At 38.1% G+C, this 17,340-nt stretch carries 17 protein-coding genes and 1 riboswitch; of the genes, 12 read left to right on the forward strand and 5 right to left on the reverse strand.

All coding sequences use genetic code 11. The features are described from left to right. The first annotated feature begins 114 nt into the window (after window positions 1-114). From mutY to LB450_RS02515, 6 genes are all read left to right on the forward strand, one after another. Window positions 115-1,185, forward strand: coding sequence for an A/G-specific adenine glycosylase (gene mutY / locus LB450_RS02490; protein WP_224486276.1), 1,071 nt, complete (start codon window positions 115-117; stop codon window positions 1,183-1,185). Between the two features lie 33 nt (window positions 1,186-1,218). Then, on the forward strand, window positions 1,219-1,677 hold the full coding sequence (locus LB450_RS02495; protein ID WP_224486277.1) for a single-stranded DNA-binding protein: 459 nt from the start codon (window positions 1,219-1,221) through the stop codon (window positions 1,675-1,677). 19 nt (window positions 1,678-1,696) lie between these two features. Then, window positions 1,697-3,040, forward strand: a complete 1,344-nt coding sequence (locus tag LB450_RS02500) for a gliding motility-associated protein GldE (protein WP_224486278.1) — start codon at window positions 1,697-1,699, stop codon at window positions 3,038-3,040. After that, a complete protein-coding gene (gene gldD, locus LB450_RS02505) occupies window positions 3,033-3,596 on the forward strand; it encodes a gliding motility lipoprotein GldD (protein ID WP_224486279.1) in 564 nt (187 codons plus the stop codon). The genes LB450_RS02500 and gldD overlap by 8 nt, the downstream gene beginning before the upstream one ends. 653 nt (window positions 3,597-4,249) lie before the next feature. Beyond that, window positions 4,250-4,432, forward strand: a complete 183-nt coding sequence (locus LB450_RS13895) for a nucleotidyltransferase family protein (RefSeq protein WP_224486280.1) — start codon at window positions 4,250-4,252, stop codon at window positions 4,430-4,432. A gap of 205 nt (window positions 4,433-4,637) precedes the next feature. Continuing rightward, on the forward strand, window positions 4,638-5,537 hold the full coding sequence (locus tag LB450_RS02515) for a DMT family transporter (protein ID WP_224486281.1): 900 nt from the start codon (window positions 4,638-4,640) through the stop codon (window positions 5,535-5,537). Window positions 5,538-5,642: 105 nt separating this feature from the next. Here LB450_RS02515 and trhO read toward each other — a convergent pair whose 3' ends face one another. The 5 genes from trhO to LB450_RS02540 all read right to left on the reverse strand — a co-directional run bounded on the left by trhO (window position 5,643) and on the right by LB450_RS02540 (window position 11,477). Continuing rightward, window positions 5,643-6,671, reverse strand: a complete 1,029-nt coding sequence (trhO, locus tag LB450_RS02520) for an oxygen-dependent tRNA uridine(34) hydroxylase TrhO (protein ID WP_224486282.1) — start codon at window positions 6,669-6,671, stop codon at window positions 5,643-5,645. Window positions 6,672-7,486: 815 nt separating this feature from the next. Beyond that, entirely contained in the window at window positions 7,487-8,692 is a 1,206-nt protein-coding gene (locus tag LB450_RS02525; protein ID WP_224486283.1) for a homoserine dehydrogenase, read from the reverse strand. A 3-nt stretch (window positions 8,693-8,695) separates the two neighbouring features. Continuing rightward, on the reverse strand, window positions 8,696-9,706 hold the full coding sequence (locus tag LB450_RS02530; RefSeq protein ID WP_262902686.1) for a homoserine O-acetyltransferase family protein: 1,011 nt from the start codon (window positions 9,704-9,706) through the stop codon (window positions 8,696-8,698). Continuing rightward, window positions 9,699-10,163, reverse strand: a complete 465-nt coding sequence (locus LB450_RS02535; RefSeq protein WP_224486285.1) for an OsmC family protein — start codon at window positions 10,161-10,163, stop codon at window positions 9,699-9,701. The genes LB450_RS02530 and LB450_RS02535 overlap by 8 nt, the downstream gene beginning before the upstream one ends. A gap of 12 nt (window positions 10,164-10,175) precedes the next feature. Next, the gene (locus LB450_RS02540; RefSeq protein WP_224486286.1) at window positions 10,176-11,477 is read right to left on the reverse strand and encodes an O-acetylhomoserine aminocarboxypropyltransferase/cysteine synthase family protein; all 1,302 of its coding nucleotides are present in this window, start codon (window positions 11,475-11,477) and stop codon (window positions 10,176-10,178) included. Window positions 11,478-11,710: 233 nt separating this feature from the next. Next, window positions 11,711-11,811: riboswitch (SAM riboswitch) on the reverse strand. Between the two features lie 437 nt (window positions 11,812-12,248). Between LB450_RS02540 and recA the strand changes: the two genes are divergently transcribed. The 6 genes from recA (at window position 12,249) to LB450_RS02570 (ending at window position 17,337) form a co-directional block, all read left to right on the forward strand. Then, window positions 12,249-13,271, forward strand: coding sequence for a recombinase RecA (gene recA / locus LB450_RS02545; protein WP_224486287.1), 1,023 nt, complete (start codon window positions 12,249-12,251; stop codon window positions 13,269-13,271). Between the two features lie 123 nt (window positions 13,272-13,394). Beyond that, complete coding sequence (locus LB450_RS02550; protein ID WP_224486288.1) at window positions 13,395-13,814, forward strand: hypothetical protein; 420 nt, start codon at window positions 13,395-13,397, stop codon at window positions 13,812-13,814. 6 nt (window positions 13,815-13,820) lie between these two features. Then, a complete protein-coding gene (locus LB450_RS02555; protein ID WP_224486289.1) occupies window positions 13,821-14,375 on the forward strand; it encodes an RNA polymerase sigma factor in 555 nt (184 codons plus the stop codon). Then, the gene (locus LB450_RS02560; protein WP_224486290.1) at window positions 14,376-15,749 is read left to right on the forward strand and encodes a hypothetical protein; all 1,374 of its coding nucleotides are present in this window, start codon (window positions 14,376-14,378) and stop codon (window positions 15,747-15,749) included. It begins immediately after the preceding gene. A gap of 65 nt (window positions 15,750-15,814) precedes the next feature. Next, window positions 15,815-16,774: an HU domain-containing protein gene (locus tag LB450_RS02565; RefSeq protein ID WP_224486291.1), complete on the forward strand. Its 960-nt coding sequence runs from the start codon at window positions 15,815-15,817 to the stop codon at window positions 16,772-16,774. Between the two features lie 44 nt (window positions 16,775-16,818). Beyond that, entirely contained in the window at window positions 16,819-17,337 is a 519-nt protein-coding gene (locus tag LB450_RS02570) for an acyl-CoA thioesterase (protein ID WP_224486292.1), read from the forward strand. The last annotated feature ends 3 nt before the right edge of the window (window positions 17,338-17,340 follow it).

Raw genomic sequence — 17,340 nt, forward strand, 5'->3', positions numbered from 1 at the left:
AGGATTAATCTTGATTTTTTTTGAGTTTGCAAATATAAGTAATTAATCCACAATATTTAAATACAATGCTCTAAATAGTAGGCGGATATGAATTATACTTGCAAAAAACAAAGAATGAATTTCTCTAAGCGTCTGTTAGATTGGTACAAGATAGAACACAGAGATTTGCCCTGGCGACATACCAAAGATCCTTATACCATCTGGTTGAGCGAAATCATATTGCAGCAAACCCAGGTCAAGCAGGGCTTACCCTACTTCCGGAAATTTATCTCTCGCTTTCCCAAGGTTCACGATCTGGCTGAAGCTAATGAAGATGAGGTGTTGAAATTATGGCAAGGTCTTGGTTATTATTCCAGAGCTCGAAATCTTCATTTTACAGCCCAGTATGTTAGTAAAACCTTAAATGGCAAGTTCCCTGATAATTACAAAGACTTAAAAACTCTAAAAGGCGTTGGTGACTATACTGCCGCCGCCGTTGCCTCTTTTGCCTACGACGAACCTGTTGCGGTAGTCGATGGGAACGTTCAGAGGGTTCTCTCTCGTTTTTTGGGAATTCACACCCCAATCAATTCTACTCAAGGCGTAAAAGAATTCAAGCTTAAGGCTCAAGAAATGCTCGATGTTTCCCATCCATCTACCTACAACCAGGCCATCATGGAGTTCGGGGCTTTGCACTGCAGACCCAAATCGCCTAAGTGTATGTTTTGTGTGTTTCAAGAGGATTGCGCAGCATTTCAAAAAGGCATTCAGGAGGAATTACCCATCAAACAGAAGAAAACTAAAGTTAAAAAACGATATTTCAGTTACCTGGTACTTACAGATTCAGAAGAAAATACCTTAGTTCAAAAAAGAAGTGGAGCAGGAATCTGGAAAGGACTTTATGAATTTCCCCTTATGGAATCTGAACATCCGCCAGAGGTTCCAACATCTGAAGATGTCCTTACAAAGATCCAATTGAAGAAGTCTTCTATCAAAAGCATCAAATTTTATAATGAAAAGCCCGTTGTTCACTTGCTTTCGCATAGAAAAATTATGGCTTCGTTTATAGAAATAAGGCTTAGCTGCAAGCTTGCTGATGTGGAACTCTCAGAAAAAATGGAACTTCAGAAAATAAAAGATTTACACCAACTTGCTGTGCCAGTGTTAATTCAGAATTTTATAGAATCTGAATTAACACTGGCATAATTCTTTTTCTTACATTTACATAAATTTATTATTATGGCAGGAACACTCAACAAAGTCATGCTTATTGGCCACACAGGCGATGAAGTAAAGATGCATTATTTTGAAGGCGGAAATTGCATTGGGCGCTTTCCTTTGGCCACAAATGAAGAATACGTCAATAAAGCGACAAACGAAAAAGTAAGCAATACTGAATGGCACAACATTGTTGTGAGAAACAAGGCTGCTGAAATTTGCGAAAAATACCTTAAAAAAGGAGATAAAATTTACATAGAAGGACGCATCAAAACCCGTAAATGGCAAGATGATAAAGGCATGGACAGGTATTCTACAGAAATACAATGTCTGGAATTTACCTTTTTAACTCCAAAAGGTGGAGACGGCATGACAAGTACGCCAAATATGGAGGCTTCACAGCCTCAGCCACAATCAAGTTCTAAACCTTCTGCAGCTCCACAAGTGAATGAAGAGGAAGAAGACGATTTACCCTTTTAAAACAAAAATTCTTTAACTATTGGAACCCGACCCCTCGAGTTACATCTTATTTTCGGTGATAGAATTTACTGAAATCATCAAGATTATATTTTTCTTTATTTTACTCATTTCTTCTGCACTTATCTCAGGTTCAGAAGTGGCTCTTTTTTCATTAAAACCCTCGGATTTTGATGTGAAAGAAGGCAATGTGTCCAAGCAGGAACAAATCATTATCAATTTACTAGATAAACCTAAAAAATTACTGGCTACCATATTGATCGCCAATAATTTCATAAACATTGCCATCGTCCTGCTGTACGCCTCCATTAGCGAAGCGTTTTACGGGGAAAGTTCCACCTTATTTTTTGGCATAAGCCTCAAGTTTATCATCGATGTAGGTTTAGTGACTTTTCTTATTTTGATGTTTGGCGAGATTTTACCTAAAGTATATGCCAACAGAAACAATGTGGAGTTTGCTCACTTTATGGCAGTACCACTAAATGTTTTGGATAGATTACTTACTCCTTTGAGCTTACCCATGCGGTCCATAACCAACCTGATACATACCAGGTTTGGCAAACAGAAAACCAACCTGAGTGTTGACCAGTTGTCTCAGGCTTTGGAACTCACCAGCGAAGACGATACGTCTAAAGATGAAAAGAAAATCCTGCAGGGTATTGTGTCCTTTGGGAATACAGATACCAAACAGGTGATGCGTCCAAGACTTGATATCTTTGCGCTTAATGTAGAGCAATCTTTCGATGAAGTCGTTAAGGAAATCATGGAAAATGGTTATTCCAGAATCCCTGTTTATGAAGAGAATGTGGATAACATTACAGGAATACTATACATCAAAGATTTACTACCACACCTACGAGAGGAAAATTTTGAATGGCAGGCTTTGGTACGCGAGCCCTATTTTGTCCCGGAAAACAAAAAACTAGATGACCTCTTAGCCGATTTTCAGGACCAAAAAAATCACCTGGCTATTGTGGTCGACGAATACGGCGGCACGAGTGGCTTGATTTCTTTGGAAGATATAATTGAAGAAATTGTAGGGGACATCAGCGATGAGTTTGATGATGAAGATGTGATTTATTCTAAAATCAACAACTCTACTTATGTTTTTGAAGGGAAAACCCCTTTAAAAGACTTCTATAAAATTCTGAAATTGAGTGATGAAAAAATGGAAGAATTTGAGTCCAATAAAGGAGAAGCCGAAACGCTTGCAGGCTTTGTGCTTGAATCTGCAAAAGGGTTCCCTAAGAAAGGACAACTCATTGCTTTCAATAATTTTGATTTTACTGTTGAAGCCTTGGATAGTAAACGAATTGTTCAGCTTAAGGTGAAGATTAACAAAGAAAATACCGGTGAGGATGCTTAGAATTTGCTTGCTCTTTGTTTTGATCTCGATTACCTCTTGTAGCGATAATACTCAGCCAAAACCCTCTGGTTTTCTTGCGCTTAATTACCAAGAGGCCAAGTATAGCAAAATCGCTTTGGACTGTCCATTTACATTTGAAAAAAATGACTTCTCAAATTTAGAAAAAGACAATCCTGATCAAGCCTGCTGGGTAAATCTAACTTACCCTAAGATGAATGCTAAAATCTATCTCACTTATACACCTGTGGAAGACAACTTGAGAGAATTGCTTATCGATGCCCAAAAACTACCTGAAAAGCACACCATAAAAGCAGACCTCATAGAAGCAAGTGTTTATCAAAATGAAAAAAAACGAACCTTTGGAAATTTTTACGAAGTGGAAGGTGACGCTGCTTCTCAGGCACAATTCTACATGACCGATAGCACCTCTCACTTTCTGACAGGCTCTATTTATTTTGAAGTACAACCCAATTACGATTCCATTTTACCTGCCGCCAACTACATCAAAAAAGACATGAGGCACTTGGTAGAGACTCTGGAGTGGAGAGAAAACTGATTTTACCTTTGGAATTATTTCGATTTTACTTTTCGAAATTTTTGGATAATTAAAAAGCTTAACTAAAAGCTTTCGGGGTCGTAAGCCTTTTTTTTTTACCATGAATCATATGTAAAACAGATGAGTAGCATTTTAATAAAAATGCGTAATTTCATAAAATTGAATCTAAATTAATAAAATCTCTCACTACCCCTTCGAATCAAATTCATAAAAAAACAGAAGAAGGTATTGAATTCTGGCTAGCTAGAAATTTACAGCATTTATTAGACTATTCTAAATGGGATAATTTTTTATGAGTAATTTCTAAAGCTAAAACTGCTTGTGAATTATCTGGAGAAGAGATTTCTAACTATTTTGCCGACGTCGGGAAAATGGTCACCATCGGCTCTGAAGCTCAAAAATAAATTTCAGATACAATGCTTACTAGATATGCTTTTTTTCCTGACACTAACATATATTTAATTGTTTTAAAAAAATATTTAAAACATCACTTAGAACTACTAAAGGGCTAAAATAAAAATAGGCTTCAGTTGTACTTAATGATAAAAGTAACAGAAACCCAAGAAAATTACCATTGTTCTTATAATCAAGACTTTAACTGCCATTAAGTATGGTGTAGGATTTTATTCAAATTTTCATGTATCTTTGAAAGTATGGATGCATTGATTCAAAATAAGCTTGATGAAATAGTTTCAGCGTGCAAGAACCATCACGTTAGTTCGATTTCCGTTTTTGGATCGGCTGCAAAAGATACAATGCACGAGAGAAGCGATATTGATCTACTTGCCTACGGGAGTTTATCCATACCACTACCGCGGACAAGGAGGTTTGTCTGATGTAGAAAAATTTAAATCTTTGATAAATCAGGGTAATGAAAATATCCAAGTGAATCTACTGAACTGGCATCCTTCAGCAGACTAGAATTTTGGATGATATCGATTAATTTTTCAGGCTTTGATGAGAATCAAAGCCTGAAAAGTTTTAACCCGATTTTATTAAAAGTGTTAAAGAATAAAACTCATTTTTGCAAAAATTTTTGGTTTGAATGCAAATACGTTAAAGTGGGTTTTACTTTTCTCTCTGGCTCTTCTCTGGGGGAGTTCTTTTATCCTTATCAAAAAAAGCTTAGTGGGCTTATCCCCGTTGCAACTCACAGCTTTACGGGTTTTGATTACAGGAATCTTTTTAGGGATTATTGGCTTCAAGAAAATTAAGCAAATCCAAAAATGGCAATGGAAATGGATCTTTATATCTGGTTTCATCGGTACCATGCTTCCCACCTTATTGTTTTCATATGCTGAAACGGAGATCGATAGTGCTATTGCTTCTATTCTGAATTCAACGGTACCACTGTTGGCGCTTGTCACCGGAATTCTATTTTTCAGCAATCAGTTTATCAGAAAGCAATTTATAGGAGTCGTTATTGGTTTGCTGGGTTCTGTACTTCTGATATTGGCTGGTGCTTCGCTCAATCCCAATCAGAACTATTGGTTTGCTGTTTTACCGGTGATAGCTTCTTTGATGTATGCCTTCAATGCCAATATTTTAAAATCCTATCTGGAAAAAATATCGGCGCTGGGTATTGCAACAGGATCCTTTCTGATATTAATTCCGTTTGCTCTTGGCATATTAGCCTTTACAGGATTTTTCAACACTGAATTTTTAGCCCGGGAAGCCGTTCAAACCTCTTTGCTTTATGTCACTGTTTTAGCCCTTTTTGGAACCGCGCTTGCCAAAATTATATTCAATCGGCTTATTCAGTTATCCAATGCAGTATTTTCCACATCGGTGACTTATCTGATTCCAGTAGTGGCTTTGTTTTGGGGATTTTTGGACGGAGAGCAATTTAACCTTTTACAGCTAGCAGCAGGTGGGGTCATTTTGCTGGGGGTTTATATTTCTAATAGGAAGAAAAAGCAGAAAAAAGCTCAAGCGGCTTAGTAGTTTAAAATGTACGAGCGAGACGCTCGCACTAGCATGATAAAAAAACACCTGCTGAAGCGAGCGTCTCGCTCGTGGGAAATATACTTAATGTTGTGTTCACTACTACTTAAATTTCAACACCGGCGAGCGTCCTTTTTTGAATTTTTTATTTCCAGCTCGTCTCCCGGATCTTAAGCGTTTTTGTTCTTCGTAGGGCAAGTGCACAATATCCTGGCATTTGTTTGAACAGCAGCCATCCATTTTTTTAGCACAGTCCTCACATTGGATGAACAGCAAGTGACAGCCATCGTTGGCGCAGTTCACATGCGTGTCACAGGTTTTTCCGCACTGGTGGCATTGTGCAATCACATCTTCAGAAATCTTTTCGCTGCGGCGGTCGTCAAATACGAAATTCTTCCCGAAAAATTTGTTTTCCAGATTCTGGTCTTTCACCTGCCTGGCGTACTCGATGATGCCGCCTTCCAGCTGATATACTTTTTTGAAACCCTTGTGTTTGTAATAGGCGCTGGCCTTTTCGCAACGAATGCCGCCGGTGCAATACATCACCAGATTTTTGTCTTCTTTGTGGTCTTTCAAATCTGCTTCGATGATGTCCAGAGATTGTCTAAAGGTATCCACATCTGGAGTGACGGCGTTTTTGAAATGACCGATCTCGCTTTCGTAATGGTTGCGCATATCGACCAGAACTGTGTTGGGATCTTCGATAAGTTCATTGAATTTCATCGCATCCACGTGTACACCTTTGTTGGTCACATCGAAAGTGGAGTCGTTAAGCCCGTCGTGTACGATTTTGGGTCTGACTTTTATCTTGAGTTTCAGGAAGGCTTTATCGTAATGCTCGATGGCGATATTGAGTCGGACATCTTTCAAAAAGTCAATGCTGTCGAGAAAGCTTTTGAACTTCTCAAATTTCTTCGCCGGCACAGAAAGCTGTGCGTTGATGCCTTCGTGAGCTACATTTATTCGCCCCAGAACATCGAGTTGGTTCCAATTGATAAACAGATCATCTCTAAAGGTTTTAGGATCCTTGAGTTGGTGGTATTTGTAAAAAGAAAGGGTCAGGCGTTCCTCGCCAGCTTGTTCTATAAGCTGTTCCCTTTCTTTTGAACTTAGTTTATTGTACAGTTGCATGCTATACTAATATTTAGGTGAAAAGAAATTAATAAAGTGCAAAGGTAGGGATTTTAGGATTTATGATATTCGATTTTTGATTAACGATTTCTGAATGATGATTTGAAACTAAGAATCTTGTTATGAGGTAGATTTATGCTGATGGTTAATACCCTTTGCCTATCGGAATTGTGCATTCCTCTCTCCCGATAATAATCGATATCGTCGGATGCAAGTAGGGAAAAAGCTACAATTAGACTTAAGGTTTATCATTTTGAGTGTGTTTTTCTTCCCTTAGGGAAGATTAAGGTGGGTGTTAAACGGAGTGATGAGGATTGAGATATTCGATTTCTGATTAACGATTGTTGATTTTGAGATTTAGAACGTCCAGTCCTAAGTTGTTCAGCCGGTTTTTGATTGTTTTATTGGATGCTACAAAAATAGAGATCAGTTCGTCTGCTTCTTTTTGGAGGAGTTTCAACACACGTATCTATGGCAAAGCGATGTACAGTTATCTGTTCATTTGTAAAAAAAAATTTCGTTGTTGGCATATCATCTTGAATACATCGTCAAGCTTAGGATTATCTAAAGTCGAGAAGAATGTCCCCTCGTGTTTGCCTGATTTTGCAGAACGCAGGCAGGCTCAGTCGAGAGGTCTTCTCCCAAGTAGGTCTCGATTGCACCTGTCTGCATTACGCTTAAGAAGGCAGGCTCGACCTGACAATAACTTTGATCAGCCAGAAAATCTTCATTTTTCAATCCCAAATCCCAAATCTCCAATCTTAAATCCTAAATCCTAAATCTCAAATCTTCAATCTTCAATCTCCAATCCAGCATTAGTCTGGAAACACCGCGATAAACACCTCCGCAAAGGATTGTCCCACCTGTTCTTTTAAATCTTCCACTGAGATTTTTCCAATTTTATACTGAAGTTCTTTCTGGGTTCCTTTAAGAATTTCCGTTTTAAACTGAAAAGGCTCCAAATCTTCTCTAGCGTAAGAAGAGATGTAGACTTTGACAAGTTTTTCCGGATCAAACCCGGCTTCGGGGCTTTGGCGGGCAGGTTCAGGAATGTCTTTACTGACTTTCGAATACGGATAAGCATAGCCTTTCAGCAGAGAAACCAGATCTGAAAGCACGGCGCTGGCCGTTGGTATACTCCCGGCTCCTTTGCCTTGGAGCAGGTGTTGATGTGCAAACTCAGCATCGATTTGTACGGCATTGTTTTCAAAGTCAATGCTGGTGATGGCTTCAGTATTTGAGATAAATTGTGGAGCGACGTAAGTTTCAAGTTGTCCCTCTTCCAGCTTGGAATGACCGATCAATTTTATACTGAAATTCTTTTCCTTGGCAAATTCAATGTCTTCTGGTTTGATGTGACGAATGCCTAAATTCAAAATATCCTCAGGTCTATGTAATACGCCAAACCCGTGGTAATTCTTGAGTATCAGTTTGAATTTAGAATCCCAGCCGTCGATGTCTAAAGTCGGGTCAGATTCTGCAAAGCCATGTTTTTGAGCATCGGTGATGATGTCATCAAAAGGCTGTGGATTTTGAAACAAACGCGTGAGTACATAATTGCTGGTGCCGTTGCTTATGGCTTTTAAAGACGTTAGTGGATCATGTCCAAAAGATTCTTCCATGGTTCTTATCACAGGAATACTTCCGCAAACTGCAGCTTCGTAAAGCAGACTCACGCCTTTTTTTTGTGCAAGCGTGATGAGTTCTTCAAAATGTTCAGCCAGCATTTTTTTATTGGCAGAAACCACGTGTTTTTTACGGTTTAAAGCTTGCTTTACGATGTCAAAAGCGGCATCAGCATCATCGATTAACTCCAAAACCACATTGATGTCTTCGTCTTCTAAAACCTCTTCAGCTTTATAACTGAAGAGGTTAGAATCTATAGATCTGGGTTTGTCTGGATTTTTGACAATGATAGTTTTTATTTGAATTTTTGGTATGGCTTTTTTCCTGAGTACATGGTATATCCCAGAACCTACACTCCCAAATCCAAACAATCCTATTCTTAAATTTTGTGACATGGGTTATAATTTAAAATGTTTTTGTAGTAGTAATTTTATAGTTTCAACTTCTATCAGGAAGCCATCATGGCCATAGGTAGAATCAATAATTTCCAAGGCTGAATCAGAAATATGTCGGGCTAGAAATTTCTGCTCTTCTATGGGAAATAGCAGATCGCTTTGAATACCAATCACTAGGGTTTTGGCCTTGATTTGTGCCAGAGCCTTTTCACGACTCCTTCTTTTTCTACCCACATCATGGCTATCCATTGCTTTGGATAGATACCAATAGGCTTTAGCATCAAATCGTCTCGAGAGCTTTTCCCCCTGGTATTTTTGATAGGAAGACGCCCTAAACTGATCTGTCGTATTTTCCTGATCGATTTGTGTGGTTTGGTAAGTCCTATAATTTCTGTAACTCACTAAAGCAATTGCTCTGGCTGCTTCAAGCCCTTTCTTTCCGGCCCCTTTTTTGTTTTCAGAAAATGTAGAATCCGCTTCAATGGCCATGCGCTGGGTTTCATTGAGGGCAATTCCCCAGGAAGAATGTTTGGCACTCGTTGCCAGTAATACCAGATTTTCGATTTTCTCTGGTTCCTGAATAGCCCATTCCATAGCTTGCATTCCTCCCATTGACCCTCCCAGGAGATATTGAATTTTAGTGATTCCTAAATGATCACTTAAAAGGGCCAGACTTTTGGAAATATCTCGTATGCTGAACTTTGGAAAATTCAATCCAAAGATTTCTTTGGTTTCAGGATGTATGCTTTGTGGGTTGGTACTTCCGTAGCAGGAACCGATTATATTGACGCAAATCACAAAATACTTATCGATATCAATGCCATTTTTCTTATCAAAAATGCCGGGCCACCATTCTTCAGGGTGCGCATTGGCGGTTAAGGCATGGCATATCCAGATCACGTTAGAACCCTCAGTATTGAGCTGGCCTAAAGTGTTATAAGCCAACTCAAGTTCAGGTAAACTCTGACCGTTTTCAAGTTCGAAAGGGTTTTGATACTTAAATAGTTTAGGCATATGCTTCTTCCTTGTAAGCTGATTTTGAAATGTGATACTGAATTGGGGTGACATTGCTTAAATTATCGTTGACAGGGCATCTTTGCTTTACGTTTTTCAAAAGAAAGTCTACGCTTTCCTGAGTGGCATTGGTAACAAAATCAATGGAAACCTCCAAAGACTGAAAACCAGCCCGACCTTCTTCACTTAGCCCCAAAAATTTGGCAGCATCTATATTTCCGTTGATATTTATTTTGAAATCGTAGAGTTTTATGCCCAGTTCTTTGGCCACCAAATTGATGACCACATTAAGACAGCCTGCATAACCTGCGAGTAAATATTCGACTGGATTGGCAGCTAAATCCTCGCCCCCAAGTTCATGAGGCTCATCTACCAAAAAGTTGAATTGTCTTGAAGTCCCTTTATATAAGGTTGAATTGATACTGGATCCGTTTATTGAAAAATTTGATAAGCTCATTTTTTTTAAATTTTAAAGTTGTGAAAATGCCTGATCCAAGTCAGCGATGATATCATCTATATGTTCTATGCCTACTGAAATTCTTAAGAGTCCAGGAAAAACCCCTGCTGCTTTTTGTTCTTTTTCGTTAAGCTGTTGATGCGTAGTAGAAGAGGGATGAATGATTAAAGTTTTGGCATCTCCCACATTTGCGGTATGAATAATCAAATTCAAAGAATCCACAAGCCGATCTGTTTCTTCCACTGTTGCTTTTAGCTTAAAGGATAACACGGCTCCGAATCCATGACGAAGGTATTTTTTAGCATTTTCATGATAGGGCGAACTTTCCAAACCTGGGTAATTCACATATTCTACCTGAGGATGTTTTTCTAAATACTTAGCGAGTTTCAAGGCATTTTCAGAATGTCGCTCGGTTCTTAAGGATAAGGTTTCCAGTCCCTGAAGCAATAAAAAAGAATTGAATGGACTCAAGGCTTGTCCAAAATCTCTCAAGCCTTCCACTCGCGCTTTTATAGCAAAGGCTACATTCGGAAGACCAAGCTCGTTGCCTTCTCCAAAAACGTCCCAAAACTTTAAGCCGTGGTAGCCTTCAGAAGGTTCTGTGAATCCAGGGAATTTTCCATTGCCCCAGTTGAAGTTTCCTGCATCTACAAGAATACCACCAATACTGTTTCCATGTCCGCCAATCCATTTGGTTGCTGAACTTGTGACGATATTTGCCCCATGTTTTATCGGCTGTGCAATGGCTCCGCCAGCACCAAAGGTGTTATCCACAATAAGTGGGATGTCATGCTTTTGCGCAATTTTTGCAATGGCCTCAAAATCTGGAATATTAAATTCTGGATTACCTATAGTTTCCAGATAAATAGCTTTTGTTTTCCCATCTATTAAAGCTTCAAAAGAGCTAGGCTCATCGCCATTGGCGAAACGCGCATCAATACCTAGTTTTTTGAAGGTGACATTGAACTGATTAAAAGTGCCTCCGTAGACATAGGATGTTGAGACGAAATTATCTCCGGTTTGTAGAATGGTGGTTAAGGCAAGAAATTGTGCTGCAATTCCGGAAGAAGTTGCAACAGCAGAAACACCACCTTCCAGGGCAGCAACTCTTTTCTCAAACACATCGGTAGTAGGATTCATGATTCGGGTGTAAATGTTCCCAAATTCTTCCAAACCGAAAAGTTTTGCGGCATGTTTTGAATTTTTGAATTGATAAGAAGAGGTTTGGTGAATTGGCACTGCTATTGAACCTGTGGTTGGGTCTGCTTCCTGACCTGCGTGAAGTTGTAAACTTTCGAATTTTAGTGTAGACATTTTTTAAGGGTATTTAAAGATTATAATATGGGTTGGCTCGAAACATCTTCAGAAATGAAGATTAGAGCTATTTAGAAATTTGTGGAAGTGAGCCTATGCGCACATATAAGAAAAGCACGACATAGGCATGCGCATTCGCATAGATGGCGAGCACATGAATAAAGTGGAAACTAATTCAAAATTGAATAAATTGGAAAAAGCGGTGTTTAAAAAATACAAGTTCATTTTCTTATAATTTATATGTCCCTAGTAGGGCAGGAATTAGCACCTTTCAACACTTTGTTGAGGTTGCCGAGGGTCGTAGAGCCTGTCTCTTACCTCTTCTTTATAAATCATACACCGAAAAGTGGTAGATGATGATGCAAACATAAATCAAACTTTATAAATAGCAAACTGATAAAAGCAGATTTATGTTAAATATTCTTAAAAATAAATGATTTACTTTTTGAAAATAAAAAAGCCCCGTGTTTAGGGGCTTTTTCAAAATGTTGTGAAAAACAACAAGGTTTGGCTAATTCGTTGTTATACATTTTTAATTTTTTCAATCAATCAAAAAGTAAACAACGTCAGCCCCCGTCGATTTTGCAACTACATACCGTCATAAACGAAATCGACACCCCGTTCATTCTTGTATATGATATTTTTCTTAAAAACTTCAAATAGTGTTGTTTATTAGTTAAGATGTGTTATTACTTAAATGGTTGCGTCACGGAAGTCGAAATAATTAAAAAGAAATACTATTTTTACATAAAATGAATTCAACAAAATAATATGGCAAAAGAAAACAGCGAGAAAGATGCAAAATTAAAAGCACTTCAATTAACTTTAGACAAGCTGGATAAGACCTATGGTAAGGGAACGGTAATGAAAATGAGCGACCAGGCTGTGCAAGATGTGGACGCCATCTCTTCAGGTTCCTTAGGCTTGGATTTGGCGCTTGGGGTTGGAGGTTACCCAAGAGGAAGAGTAATAGAGATATATGGACCAGAATCTTCTGGTAAAACCACTTTGACGCTTCATGCTATTGCAGAAGCTCAAAAAGCCGGCGGTATTGCAGCCTTTATAGATGCTGAACATGCCTTTGACAGGACGTATGCGAAAAATCTAAATATAGATATAGATAACCTTATCATATCTCAGCCAGATCATGGTGAACAGGCTCTTGAAATTACAGAAAATTTAATTCGCTCTGGAGCTATTGATATTATTGTGATTGATTCTGTAGCAGCCTTAACCCCCAAAAGTGAGATTGAAGGGGAAATGGGTGATTCCAAAATGGGTCTTCATGCGAGATTGATGTCTCAGGCTTTAAGAAAAATGACATCTACCATCAGTAAAACCAATTGTACTGTGATTTTCATTAATCAGTTGAGAGAAAAAATTGGGGTGATGTTTGGAAATCCTGAAACGACAACAGGTGGTAACGCCTTAAAATTTTATGCTTCTGTAAGACTTGACATCCGACGTTCTACGCAGATTAAAAATGCCAACAGCGATGTGATGGGTAATAAAACCCGTGTGAAAGTGGTCAAAAACAAAGTCGCTCCTCCATTTAAAATGGCAGAGTTTGACATCATGTACGGTACAGGAATTTCAAAGGTTGGTGAAATCATCGATATTGGAGTAGATTACGAAATCGTGAAAAAAGCAGGCTCCTGGTTTAGTTATGAAGACACAAAACTCGGTCAGGGTCGTGATGCGGTAAAAACTTTACTACAAGATAATCCAGAACTGATGGAAGAATTGGAAGTAAAAATTGTAGAAGCCATTAAAATAGCGAAATCTGAAAGTTAAATAGACAACGTTAACCATTTTTACTAAACCGATGAAAACTCATCGGTTTTTTTATGCCTGATTTTTTTATAATAACGCAACCTTCTTTCAGTTTCTTCATCTTCAATTTAAACACAGTTACAAATGAAATTATTAAGCAAACTCTTTATTGCCTGTTTTTTAAGCTCGATTGTTCTGGTAAGTTGTGAAACGGAGGATGATAATTTTTATCAGCTTAGTCAAGTATCTCCTGTCTTAGCTGCTAATGTTCCAGATACTATGCTCGTTGGGGAAACCTATACGCTCGAGATCACCTATAGAAAAGATTCAGACTGCCATACTTTTTCAGGTTTTGATGCTGTTAAACAGGGAGATAGTTTGTATTATGTAAGAGCAATAACTATATTTACTCAGGCAGATAACTGCAACCAAGAGGCTGAGGGCATTTTAAGAGAGGCTGATTTTAAAAATAGCTTTGAGTCAAATTTCACATTCAAGTTCTTGAAAGGTAAAGATAGCTTAGGAGATTTAACTTATATAGATAAGGATGTGATCGTGATGTAATACTAAATGGAATTAAAGAATCTTATAAAGCGCTGTAAACAGAATGACTTATCGTCACAAAAGCTCCTATACGAGATGTTTGCCAACGTGCTTTTTAGTATTTCCTTAAAATATTCTAGAAATTATGCAGAAGCAGAGGATAATCTGCAGGATGCTTTTATTAAAATTTTTGAAAACATTCATCAGTTTCAAAATAAAGGGTCTTTTGAAGGATGGTTAAAGCGAATTACAGTTAACATTTGTCTACAAAGGTATAGAAATCAAAAAGTTTTTGAGTTAATCAATGAAAACGCCCTTAAAGCCGAAGAGATTTATGTAGAAGATCAGACCTATTCCTTACAATTTCTATTGAATTGCATACAAAATCTTCCAGACAGATACAGAATGGTATTTAACCTGTACACGCTAGATGGGTTTTCCCACAGGGAAATTGCAGCAAAACTTCAGATTTCAGAAGGAACGTCAAAATCTAACCTATCCAGAGCAAAAGAAATTTTACGACGAAACATTACAGAGGCTACTAATGAAGGGAGATATCCTTATAAAATGGATCAGAATTAAATGAAGACTTCTAAATCTATAGAGCGTTTATTTCAAGAAGGTCTTAAAGACTTTGAGGCATCGCCATCTCCAAAAGTCTGGAGTGGTATTGAGGATAAATTAGCAGGGAGAAAGCAACCTAAAAGGATCTTACCTTTCTGGTGGCAGGTGGCATCAGTTGCAGCGATTCTAGTGATTTTTAGTTCTATTGGAGCGTTTTATTACAATTCTCCAAAATCTGGAGCTTCTGTTTCATCTCAGGGCAATTTAAGAATCAAATCCACCTCAAATTCCTTTGTGGTTATCCCTGCTCAATATAGATTCGCGTCGGTTTATGAAAATTTATCAATACACCAAAATTCTATTGAAAGCGGTTTAGCTTTCAATTTTGAGGCATCCGCATCATCTTTGAACTTTGAACAGACAAGCACTCCTCTCCAAGACCGGGAGGCAGATTCAGCAGAGGAAACAAGAATTGCTGATAGATCCTTTGCAACAGTCAACCGATTAATGGGATCTTCCATAAATTTATTTTCAAACTCACCGGTGGTTTCCACCCCTTTTGAAATCAATAAGGATATCCAAAACAAGAAAAAATCTCTATTTGATGCGATAAAAGAAGTCGACCTACTGGCGATGGAAGAGGATAAGACGATAGATAAGCCCTGGGCAATTCAACCCAATCTAGCCCCGGTTTTTATGAATTCTTTCAATGGTGGAAACCCAATTGAACCTAGTCTTAAAGGGAAAACATCAAGCAATCCTAATGTGTCTTATGGTGTAAATGTAGCTTATGCTATCAATAAGAGAATAAAAATCAGAACGGGAGTCAGCCAGGTTGCCATGGGGTACAACACTCAGGATGTTATGTTATCTGTCACCTCTTCTTCCTTCAGAGCGGGAAATTCAGGCAACCTCAATCTCGAAGGAAATCTTGTAGGCGATTTTTCTTTAGTTTCTGCAAGTAACAACAGCAATACCAGCGCAAGAACGCAAACAAGTTCTTTCGTGATGACGTCCTCTAAGTTAAATCCTGTTGGAGTTATAAATCATGAATTGGGATTTGTAGAAGTGCCTTTAGAAGTAGAATATGCTCTTATAGATAAAAAAATAGGGGTTCATATTTTAGGTGGGGCGAGTACTTTTTTATTAAATAATAATGAAGTCTTTTTTGATGTAAATGGACGATCATCAAGTATAGGTGAAGCGGGAAATCTCAACACCTTTAGTTTTAGTGCCAATCTTGGGGTGGGTATGGATTATAACTTTTCTGAGCGGGTGTCTTTCAATTTAGAGCCTAAGTTCATGTACCAAATCAACACCTTTAAAAGTAACACAACTAACTTTCAGCCTTATTTCTTCGGAATTTATTCTGGCATAAAATTCAAGTTTTAGAGATTTAGCTTTCAAAATTCAGTTAGCTTGTTGCTTATGTAAGTAAAAAAATTAACTTTGTTAGTATGAGAGTAGAAGAGTACATTCAAGACCTATTATATCGATACGAATGTGTTATCGTACCTGGATTTGGAGCTTTTGTGACTCAGAAAAACAGCTCCGCCTATCATTCTGATTTTCACAAATTCACGCCTCCATCCAAAAAAATCACCTTTAATAAGGCCATTCAAAATCACGATGGACTTTTGGCAGAAACCATCGCCAAAGGGGATTCTATGGATTTTGAAAGCGCTAAACACAAAATCCAACTTTTCGTCGATGATTTTCAAACGGCTTTAAGTCTTGAAAAAGTTATAGAAATCCCTCAATTAGGAAGGTTTAACCTTGACGAAGAAGGTAAATTGTCTTTTGAGCCTAACGAGTACATCAATTATTTTATCGACTCTTTTGGCTTGGGTGAAATTAGACTTGATGAAGTTTCCCAATCTGTTGTTAATAAAAACGACCAAGTTGAGGATGTCAAAGTTAGAACCCTTGAAACTTCAAGCCTGGAAGAAAAAAGGTCAGAAGAAAAGAAAAGTAAACCTTATCTAAAATATGCTGCAGTAGGTGTAATTGCCTTAGGAATCGCTAGTTTTGCAGGTTTATATCAATACAACAATTACGTGATTTCGCATAATGATGCGGAAGCTCAAAAAGCTGAATCCCTCTTACAAGATAAAATTCAAAGCGCAGAATTTAGCTATACATTTTCAGGGCTTCCTTTGAGCACAACAAAGCTTGAAACACTCCAGCCGAAATACCACGTTATAGCTGGTGCTTTTCGTGTAAAAAGCAATGCTACCAAAAAGGTTGAACTCTTGAAAGCGAAAGGCTATAAAGCTTCTATGATTGGTGAAAATGCTTACGGATTACACCAAGTGGCTTTTGAAAGTTATTTAGAAAAGGAGGAGGCTTTGTCTCAGCTTAAAAAAATAAAAAGAATTGAAAATCCAGAAGCCTGGTTGTTTGTGAAGCAACTTTAAGCTTGGTTTAACAAGACAAAACCTATCTTTGCAGAAAAATATACATGGAAGTAAAACATCCTGAAGATTCTAAAACCACCCTTACAGATTTAGTTTTGCCTAGTGAAACCAACCCGCTCAACAATTTATTTGGTGGAGAACTCCTGGCTAGGATGGACCGAGCGGCAAGTATAGCTGCAAGAAGGCATTCCAGACGGATTGTAGTCACAGCATCTGTTAATCATGTTGCTTTCAACAAAGCTATTCCTCTGGGAAGTGTGGTGACCGTAGAAGCTAAGGTTTCCAGAAATTTCAAGACGTCGATGGAAATATTTATTGATGTCTGGATAGAAGACCGTGAAAGCGGAAAACGATCTAAAGCCAATGAAGCGATTTATACGTTTGTTGCTGTAGATGACACTGGAAATCCTGTAGAGGTCCCAAAATTAGAACCGCAAACCAAACTTGAAAAAGAAAGGTTTGCTGCTGCTTTACGACGTAAGCAGTTGAGCTTGGTTCTGGCAGGTAAAATGAAACCAGAAAATGCGACAGAGCTTAAAGCTCTTTTTGAAAATAATAAATAAATA

Origin of the sequence: Psychroflexus curvus (assembly GCF_020164585.1) — a bacterium.
GTDB lineage: Bacteria > Bacteroidota > Bacteroidia > Flavobacteriales > Flavobacteriaceae > Psychroflexus > Psychroflexus curvus.